The organism is Scytonema sp. PRP1 (genome assembly GCF_036697665.2).
Classification (GTDB): Bacteria; Cyanobacteriota; Cyanobacteriia; order Cyanobacteriales; family Nostocaceae; genus Kalymmatonema; species Kalymmatonema gypsitolerans.
Window position 1 is genome coordinate 1 of sequence record NZ_JBAHYJ020000098.1, and the last position, 9248, is coordinate 9248.

6 protein-coding genes and 3 pseudogenes are annotated in these 9248 nt (G+C 45.0%); 5 read left to right on the forward strand and 4 right to left on the reverse strand.

The window, feature by feature from the left end:
- From V5G28_RS26110 to V5G28_RS26120, 3 genes and pseudogenes are all read left to right on the forward strand, one after another.
- On the forward strand, positions 1–694 hold a 694-nt coding region (locus tag V5G28_RS26110; protein WP_336231341.1), incomplete at its 5' end, for a DUF2730 family protein.
- Between the two features lie 176 nt (positions 695–870).
- The gene (locus V5G28_RS26115) at positions 871–1047 is read left to right on the forward strand and encodes a hypothetical protein (RefSeq protein WP_332991734.1); all 177 of its coding nucleotides are present in this window, start codon (positions 871–873) and stop codon (positions 1045–1047) included.
- A gap of 492 nt (positions 1048–1539) precedes the next feature.
- A pseudogene (locus V5G28_RS26120) lies at positions 1540–1802 on the forward strand (IS701 family transposase); the annotation flags it as partial.
- On the opposite strand, the gene V5G28_RS26125 reads toward V5G28_RS26120, so the two are convergent.
- From V5G28_RS26125 to V5G28_RS26140, 4 genes and pseudogenes are all read right to left on the reverse strand, one after another.
- Entirely contained in the window at positions 1793–2620 is an 828-nt protein-coding gene (locus tag V5G28_RS26125; RefSeq protein WP_332991736.1) for an S-layer family protein, read from the reverse strand. The pseudogene V5G28_RS26120 and the gene V5G28_RS26125 sit on opposite strands and share 10 nt — an antisense overlap.
- A gap of 10 nt (positions 2621–2630) precedes the next feature.
- The gene (locus V5G28_RS26130; RefSeq protein ID WP_332991738.1) at positions 2631–3566 is read right to left on the reverse strand and encodes an ATP adenylyltransferase family protein; all 936 of its coding nucleotides are present in this window, start codon (positions 3564–3566) and stop codon (positions 2631–2633) included.
- Between the two features lie 277 nt (positions 3567–3843).
- Positions 3844–6344, reverse strand: a pseudogene (gene pbpC, locus V5G28_RS26135) (penicillin-binding protein 1C).
- A gap of 150 nt (positions 6345–6494) precedes the next feature.
- Positions 6495–6716, reverse strand: a pseudogene (locus V5G28_RS26140) (SidA/IucD/PvdA family monooxygenase); the annotation flags it as partial.
- A 116-nt stretch (positions 6717–6832) separates the two neighbouring features.
- On the opposite strand from V5G28_RS26140, the gene V5G28_RS26145 reads away from it, so the two are divergent.
- Together V5G28_RS26145 and nspC are read left to right on the forward strand one after the other, a co-directional pair.
- Positions 6833–8029 (forward strand): saccharopine dehydrogenase family protein, encoded by a 1197-nt coding sequence (locus V5G28_RS26145; protein ID WP_332991742.1) that lies wholly within the window; start codon positions 6833–6835, stop codon positions 8027–8029.
- 6 nt (positions 8030–8035) lie between these two features.
- Positions 8036–9187 carry a carboxynorspermidine decarboxylase gene (nspC, locus tag V5G28_RS26150; protein WP_332991744.1) on the forward strand — a complete coding sequence of 384 codons (1152 nt, stop codon included), beginning with the start codon at positions 8036–8038 and terminating at the stop codon, positions 9185–9187.
- The last annotated feature ends 61 nt before the right edge of the window (positions 9188–9248 follow it).

A 9248-nucleotide genomic window follows, 5' to 3' on the forward strand; every position in this document is an offset into this window, starting at 1 on the left:
TACCGGGCTAGAGCAACAAATTCAGCAGTTGCAAGCTTCTATGATCTCATTGACAGAGGCATTTAACCAGCGCTCGGAGCTACAGCAAATAGAACAGTTAAGCCAAAGCACCGCCCAACTGCAAGAGCAGGTTTCAGCACTGCCGCTAATACCAGCACCCTTTGACCCTACCGGGCTAGAGCAACAAATTCAGCAGTTGCAAGCTTGTGTGAGCTCATTAACTGAGGCATTTAACCAGCGCTCAGAGCTAGAGCAAATAGAACAGTTAAGCCAAACCACCACCCAACTGCAACAGCATGTTTCTGCACTTCCTCCCTACTTTGACACCAGCGATCTGAAGCAAGAAATTCAACAGATCAGAGCAGAACTCCAATCCCTACGCCAACAGGTACAATCCTCAACCCCTCCTGCCGAAACAGTCAACGGTGGTCAAACCCGGTTAGCGCACCCAGAGCTTAATGGCAAACTAGCCAGACTCCCGCAACTGTTCAAGAGTTTCGCTCAGATGCAGCACCAGTTGGTAGAGCTACAGCGCTTAACTGCTAAAAGCGATCGCACAACTGTGCCCCCGCAAGAGCAGTTGTCTGAACTATCCCCAATAACACATCGGGTTGCTTCCTCAAACGGAACGCAATTGACAACCAGTCTGAAAAATGGAACGCTTGCAGTGAGAACGACTCATGGCGATGGCTGAGGCTCGTGGCATTGGCAAAGTAATTTCAGATGGTGATACAAGCAGCCAAGAAAGACCATCTTACACTGAATCCGCGGCCTACTAACCTGATGATTAGTCCTGCGGCTCACTTGCTATGTACTGCGCGAAGAAATTCTCCTCTCAATGTCTGTTTATCATTTCGGGGACAGCCTACGATGGATGGAAAAGTCCGACTCTGGGTATCAACGCATGCGATCGCTGAATTTTATCCGGTTAGGCAACAAACTGTCACATCCCTCCTGGGATTTGATGGGTGGCGCGAGATGGATAAGGCACAGATAGAGGAGTTCGTCGCTAGTCTGAATCGGTTATTTGAAGAAGCCAGCGTTTAAATCAAACCAGGCAAAGTTGAGAAGCCTGGACTTTAATTAGCGCTATGAACCACATAGCAATAGTTTCAGCCTTCCGAAATTCCCCCGCTAAGGGGAGTTCGGCTTAAAGTTTCCGTTACCCATAATTTTGAGTGTTGCTGCTTTGATGCTGGGGCTTGGGGCTGTTGCAAATAGGGTCTAACCCGCTCTAGCGGGAGCACCCCGGTATACGCACCGCAGTCATAGATACTCATAACTGCGATGAGCGCCCAGTGGTTCTGCGGCACATCCTTAAAGGGGTTTGGCAACGAATCTGCTCGGTCTTGAGAAGAGGCTTGCAGAACTTTAGGACTTACGCATTGACAAAATAAGCAAGAAGTGCAGTAAGTATGGATGAGGAAATTTTCAGGCGATTGCGCGGAGCGCAGTGCCCTAAAGGGCAATCGCTAATTAATAGGGACACGCTCAAGACCGATAATATCTGTGTTGTCTTGATGATGTGGGGTTAGAGCTATCAGAGCAACTACTAAGCCTGTCCCCTGCCAAATGTAATTTGGACACGTATACTCTGTTCTTACTGGCAGAGTCAAAATATCCGGGTTGTACCCGCTTGGCAGAGATTTTAGAAGGAATATCTCATGATAGCGTCAATAGATTTTTGTTGAGAGAACGGTATGAACCGCTCATATTTATGTTGGGAGGTAAAACCACATCTTAATTTAAGAGGTGGAACTTTAAGTGGAGACGATACAGTTATTGATAAACCTTATAGTGACCCGCTATTAGTCGCCGGACGCCAAGAACTATGAGGCGTGACGGTGGATGCATCTGCTGTCAGAAATACCTCACCTTTGGCATTTATCACCCACCCGTTAGCTTCTACAATGGGTTGTGGTATCGGCTTGTTAGGATTGCTGCTCACACTTTGTATAGAACGGGTTTCATTTTCAGCATCAATAGCAATCCAATTTGCGATCGCAGCATCACTAACCAGAGGTTCTATGGGACTAGCTGCTAAGCCTCCACGTCCAGTAATAACAAATCTGTTTTCATCTCGATTTGCACCAGCTTGACACACTTGGGATACTTCTGGTTCCACGATATCCACTGGCAAGTTGACTAATCCCTGACTCGGGTCGATGCTGGGATTGTTAATTTCCACAGTACCATTCAACTGAGGACCTGCCTGAGAACTGGCATTAATATCGCTCAAATCAGTAAGTTCAGGACGCTTCTGGAGTCCATAAACTCCAGCAGAGGTAATCGTAATTCTACCTCCCTTCCGGTTTGTTCCCGTGACTCGAGTCAAAATGTTCTCAATGCCAGCAGGATTGGTAAAATAGGCTCCTCGTCCTGAATCAACGTTGAATTCGCGAAAACTGTGGAAGAGATTAACTCCTCGAGTCGCCCCACCAGAAATGACTTCGCTGTTGATACCATTAATATTAAGATTGGGTGTGACTACGCTTGTCTGGGCACCCAAGCTGTTATCAAGTGTGATATTTTGAGCTAGTGCAGATTCCCCTGACAAACTAAGAGCTTCACCAATGACCAAACAAGTTCCTAGGGCGAACCAAAAGCTCTTATACCACATGTGTCTGCTCCTATTTTATTGGTATGGCGACCCTCTCTAGTAGGGTCATAGGTCCGAGGTGTTTGAGAATCTGCATTTGTTGCTCGTTTCGTACGAAAAGGGAACCCGCAAATCCTAGTGAGTTGACGGCGATGGACTCGAAAGATTCATGCGATCGCGGTACAATCAACATCCATTGCCGTGTAGCCAGAAGATTATACGCACCAGATTGCCTGTTTGAACTTATGTCACCGTTTTCTAAGTTCACAGCGCGCAGTAGATTATTATAGCACAAAAGCGTTGCTTGAGCCGCTTGTAATGGAGATTTTGCCCAATCAGGGTCTAGCCTTGTGAAAGCGTGTACAAAAGGAAGTTCCGGTATAGTTGCAACATTTTGAAATTTGGCAGATGCAAGCAGAGGTTCAATAGGTATCTGCGATCCAGTGGGTACGAGTGGAAGTGGAACAAGTTGCAAGTGCTTGTGTCGCTGGCTGGCACCTGCGGTCTTACCACCGTTGTAAAATACTAAACCATCAATTTGGGCTAAACACGCCCACATCGCTGTAAAATCTTCCAACGTCAGTAAGGTTTCTTGTTCCTCAAACGCACGCGTGATGAGCAGCAGGTGATACTCAGCAACGTTGTATTTGTTTAAGATGCATACATGGGTGTCGGAAATATCCGCAACAAATAAATCCTCCTCATAGGGAAGAAAAGGATTGAACTCCTTACCAGAGGGGGTGGTTTGTTTTTCCTGTTTCTGCTTAGCTGCCTCTTTACGCGCAAGGTTAGATAAGATTCGCACCAAGAAGCGAACGCCTCCCTGTTCTACGAACTCATACTCAGTTGGAATTGACACCAACGCTTTGCATCCGATAGCATGCTCAGTCTGCTCTTTGACACGTTTCCACAACGTGCCTGGTTCCAGTAAAATTTCTGTGTGTGCAGTTAGTTTTTGTTCTTGCATAGTGAGATATTTTACCAGTAGAGTGTTTGTTATATCATGTTCGGATAATTAGTTATGATTCCCACGTTAACTGTACCCCACCCCGCAATCATCTGCGCTTTGGCTCCCCTCCCCGCAAGCGGGGAGGGGATAAAGGGGTGGGGTTATTCAGCAATGATAAGCAATCAACCGGGCTTGATATGATACTGCATTTTTTATACAAATTTATGAAACGAACCGCTAAGACGTATAGGTGTCCGGCGGACGGCTTATTTAAGGGTATAATAAAACGTTTTTGTTAAGGATTACCAACAGAAAAGCCCCGACGTGTAGGTTTTACGCTTGCTAATTCTACTTGAAAACTCACCTTGTCGCTCCTGACACCACTTTTCGCTTCCAATGTCCATGTACCAGGGCGCAGAGTCCAAAACACAGAATGAGATGATGTAGCTAGCTTTTCACCATTCAGCCACCACTCCACAGCCACTGCGGATGTTCCTGCAAGCTTAAACTCCAGTCTTTGCTTCGTCTCGTCACCTGGATACACCAAGAATACATCGTCCTGATGAGGAGATAGAATCTTCAGCTTGTTATGGCGGTTTTCATTTGAGTCGAAGACACCGGGCGTGCGAGAAGCTGGTAAATTGTATGAATCTACATCAGAAATTGAAACAGAAGTCAAACTAGATTGCTCTTGCCTTGCCAACCACTCATCATACTCACCAGACAAAGTGAAACGGTTCTGACGTTCGTAGTCCCCAAGGTTTTCTGCGTAAAAATATTCCTGTACCACCGAGGAACAATCTGGTGTTGGTCGTAACCCAGAGTTTGCACAAATAGGTAATTCTACCATAGCTTGTGGAGAGGGAAAACTTGCTGGTTCTTGATGCTCATGTAGGTGTAGTATAATCCGATTCCACAAAGGTGCTGCTCCCGTAACTCCAGAAACCTGGCGCATTGGATCGCCATCGAAATTACCTACCCAAGTGGCAACGGTGTAGTCAGTCGTAAAACCAACCGTCCAAGTATCGCGAAAATTGGAGGAAGTGCCAGTTTTAACAGCAGCGGGAAACGGTAAACTCAACACTGAGTCTACACCAAACGCTGTTGCACGTGCATGGCGATCGCTCAGCATATCGGTAATTAATTGCCATGTCGTTACCCCACCCCCAGCCCCTCCCCGCAAGCGAGGAGGGGAGTAAATGTCCCTTTTTGGGCTTGTGGAGAAAGGGGTTGGGGGGTGAGGTTCTAGTTCATCAAATGTCGTCAATAAGGGCGCAGCTTCTCCTTGTCGTGCCATAGTGAGATAAGCTCTAGCCAGTTCCCATAAACTGACTTCGCCACTACCCAAAGTCAATCCTAACCCGTAGTATTCTGCGCTTTGGTTGAGGTGTTCAAACCTCAACTGGTGGAGACGATCCAAAAAAGCCTGCACACCAACTTTTTCCAGCACTCGTACCGCTGGAACATTCAGGGAATTTGCCAAAGCCACACGCACTCGCACTGGTCCGAGGAAGCTATTGGTATAATCTGTAGGACTGTAGAGTTTTGCACCAGGAATTGCGTAGTGAGCAGGGACATCTGCCAGAATTGTATTTGGGCGAATCACACCTTTTTCCAAAGCCAACTCATACAGAAACGGCTTGAGAGTAGAACCTGGTTGACGCAGCGCCTGAACACCATCATTCCTTCCCTGCTTGGCTTCATTAAAGTAATCAGGCGAACCGACATAAGCCAAAACTTCTCCGGTGTGGTTATCAATTACCAAAGCAGCTGCATCATGGACATTGTTAGCAGCGAGGGTGGAAAGTACCTGTTGCACCTGTGCTTCCACAAACTGTTGCAAGGGACGATCTATCGTGGTGCGGATAGGGCTAGAATTCCACCCCAGCTTTGTCACCCCTCCCTGCTTGCGGGGAGGGGTTGGGGGTGGGGTTATGGGTGGGGTGCTTTGCTGACTCGCTAGCCAAAACAAAAAATGTGGTGCAGCAATAATTCCTCGTTTGCGAGACTGAAACGAGATTTCCTCAGCGTATGCTCGTTCTGCTTGAGAGCGAGTGATGTACCCATCTTGTACCATACGATTGAGAACGTATTTCTGCCGCTGCTTTAAGCGTTGATAATGTTGCAGTGGGTCAAAGTAAGTGGGATTATTAGGGATAGCAGCGAGCAAACTAGCTTGGGCAAGATTCAAGTCGTTCGCGGGTATGGAAAAATAGGTACGAGCAGCTGCTTCCACACCATAGATATTCCCCCCATTGGTAAACGATTGATGTAAGAAGAGAGGATTTCATCTTTGTTCATTCCAGCGACTAACCGCCAAGAAAGCCAAATTTCCTGAACTTTACCCGATAGGCTGCGAGAGACTGGATCTAACATCCGTGCCAACTGCATGGTAATTGTAGAAGCACCGGAAACAATTCTTTGAGTGTGTAGTGCGTCCTTAAGTGCGCGGGCTGCTGCTTTGAGATCCAGCGCCCCATGATCATAAAAGTCCCCATCTTCCGCTGCGAGAATGGCGTGGATAAAATAAGGAGACACTTGATTTAATGGCACCACAGATGTATGCTCTTGGTCACGGGTGAGCAAAGTTCCCAGTGGTAATCCATTGCGATCGCTAAATTCGAGTGCGAGTTGCTGTTGTGCGATATCTGCGGTGTGAATGGGAGCGAAATATGGGAGTAAGCGCACTGTCATGCATATTAGCAGTAAGGCAATGATAACTTTGCCCCTTGTGCGATTACGCTGACGCCAAATTTTCTTTCTCATCTGGATAAGCCACCCCAAAGCTAGTTTCATCAGCGCATCCCCTGCACAGGAAGACAGATCTTAATTTTTGCGCTATGGTTCTGACAGAATCAGGAAATATTTCCAACCTGTAACAATAAAGCTTTGAAAGTCAGACTTTTAGGAACTGATGGACGAATAATATCATGTTCGGCTAATTAGTTATGATTTCCACGTTAACTGCACCCCACCCCTTAATCGTTTCAAGGCTTCGAGCGCAGATAGTAACTGTACGTCAGGATAATTGTCTCCAACAGAACGCTCGTAAAGTAGATCGTATATATTAGCAATGGTGCTGAAGCTAATTCCTTTGTAAAGCAAGTCTTGCCCTGCTAGCAATTGATCCGGCTTGTCTTGTGGTAGGCTGTGGAAATAGTGGATGTAATCGGGAGAAAAGGGATGCCCATCTTATAACATTTGCATTCATGAGCGCTTTGTACTTCATTCGCTTGAAATCTGCTGTACGCCGCTATTGGTCAAATGTACTGTAAGGAGAGAATATGGCAAGAGTAATGATTGTTGGAGCAGGCGGTGTTGGTAGGGTAGTTGCTCACAAATGTGCCGCACAACCAGAATTTTCTGATATTCTGTTAGCGAGCCGCACGTTGGAAAAGTGTAATCAAATTGCCAAAGACATCAATTCCCCAAAAATAACCACCGCTGCCTTAGATGCAGATGTTGTTAGTAATACGGTTAAACTCATTCAAGAATTTCGCCCCGAAATTCTTATTAATGTAGCGCTTCCTTATCAAGATTTAGCCTTGATGGATGCTTGTCTTGAAACAAAAGTCAATTATCTCGACACGGCTAACTATGAACCTCCTGATGTAGCAAAATTTGAATATAGTTGGCAATGGGCGTATCAAGAACGGTTCAAAAATGCTGGAATTACAGCAATTCTTGGTTGTGGGTTCGATCCTGGGATGACGGGAGTTTATACCGCCTATGCCTTCAAACACTATTTTGATGAGATCCACTATTTAGATATAATTGATTGTAATGCAGGCAGTCATGGAGAAGCTTTTGCAACTAATTTTAATCCAGAAATTAATATTCGTGAAATTACTCAAAATGGTCGCTATTATGAAAATGGGCAATGGGTAGAAGTGCCTGCTCTTTCCGTTCATCGCCCAATTGATTACCCAGAAATAGGTTTTCGAGAGTCTTATCTCTTGTACCATGAAGAGCTAGAATCTTTAGTAAAAAATTTTCCCACAATTAAAAGAGCGCGTTTCTGGATGACATTTTCAGAAAACTATATTACTCATTTGCGCGTTTTAGAGGCCGTAGGGATGACACGGATCGATCCTATTAATTATGAAGGAACACAAGTCATTCCCCTCAAATTCCTAAAAGCAATTTTGCCAGAACCTTCTTCTCTAGCGGAGAACTACACAGGACAAACTTCTATTGGTTGTCATATTCGTGGGTTAAAAGATGGAAAAGAACGTCAATATTACATCTATAACAATTGCGATCATGCTGCATCATATAAAGAAGTAGGTTCTCAGGCAATTTCCTATACTACAGGTGTTCCGGCAGTAGTTGGTGCATTAATGTTAGTACAAGAACTATGGAAAAAGCCTGGAGTATTTAATGTAGAAGAGTTCGATCCAGATCCCTTTATGGAATTGGTAGCAAAACTTGGTTTACCCTGGCATGAAGTAATCGATCAAGACTCACCCTTTGAGGCATAGTTTATAATGACTCAAACTAGCGATTTATTCAAAAATATCCCTTCGCCCTGTTTTGTGTTGGAAGAGGCACTTTTAGAACGAAATTTGGCTATTTTTGAAAGAGTACAACGGGAAGCCCCTATCAATGTATTGCTGGCATTAAAGGGGTTTTCCCTCTTTCATAGTTTCCCCATTATTCGTAAAACGCTTCAGGGTGTATCAGCAAGTTCATTATGGGAGGTGCAATTGGGGGCGCAGGAATTTGGCGGGGAAGTTCATGTCTATTCCCCTGCTTATCGAAATGAGGATTTACCGCAGATTTTACCCTTAGCTTCTCATCTTACCTTTAATTCGGTGACGCAGTGGGAAAGATTTGCGCCTATTATTGCAAAATCATCGTCTCATCTGTCGATAGGCTTGCGCATTAACCCTGAATATTCCCCAGTGAAAACCGCGCTGTATAATCCTTGTATGGCGCATACACGTCTTGGGGTCTCACACAATCAGCTTGGAGATACTTTACCAAAAGGAATTGAGGGGTTTCTGTCTCACAATTTATGTGAAAGCGATTCTTATGCGTTGGAGAAAACCTTATTACAAATAGAGCAGTTATTTGGGCGTTTTCTACCTCAATTAAAATGGCTAAATCTTGGCGGCGGTCATTTGATGACTCGTAAACATTACAATGTGGCTCATGCGATTGAGGTTATTAAGGCTTTTCACGATCGCTACCCCCATATTAAGTTAATTATGGAACCAGGTTCGGCGATCGCTTGGGAAACTGGGTTTTTACTGAGTACAGTGCAAGATTTAATTCCTACTCCTGCACTTATTAATGTTATGTTAGACATCTCTTTTACTGCTCATACACCAGATTGTTTAGAAATGCCCTATAAACCCATAATTCGGGGGGCGCACGAGCCTCAAGACAGCGAAAAAGTATATCGCATGGGGGGCTCGAGTTGTTTAGCAGGAGATTTTCTCGGAGATTATGCTTTTGCTGAAGATTTATCTATCGGCGATCGCTTAATTTTTGAAGATATGATGCACTATACAATGGTCAAAACTTCCATGTTTAATGGAGTAGTGCATCCTTCCATTGGCATGATCAAAAAAGATGGTAGTTTCGTTTTATGGCGACATTTTTCCTATCAGGATTATCGTGCTAGATTGGGATAAGTTGCTACGCTCTGGAACACAGAGAGTAATTAACGAATGATTACAGCACAATTAAAGTCAA

What these genes read in the sequence shown, in the direction of transcription:
- V5G28_RS26115 (WP_332991734.1), top strand. Translation starts at nt 871, where the DNA reads ATGGATGGAAAAGTCCGACTCTGGGTATCAACGCATGCGATCGCTGAA.
- V5G28_RS26125 (WP_332991736.1), bottom strand. Translation starts at nt 2,620, where the DNA reads ATGTGGTATAAGAGCTTTTGGTTCGCCCTAGGAACTTGTTTGGTCATT.
- V5G28_RS26130 (WP_332991738.1), bottom strand. Translation starts at nt 3,566, where the DNA reads ATGCAAGAACAAAAACTAACTGCACACACAGAAATTTTACTGGAACCA.
- V5G28_RS26145 (WP_332991742.1), top strand. Translation starts at nt 6,833, where the DNA reads ATGGCAAGAGTAATGATTGTTGGAGCAGGCGGTGTTGGTAGGGTAGTT.
- nspC (WP_332991744.1), top strand. Translation starts at nt 8,036, where the DNA reads ATGACTCAAACTAGCGATTTATTCAAAAATATCCCTTCGCCCTGTTTT.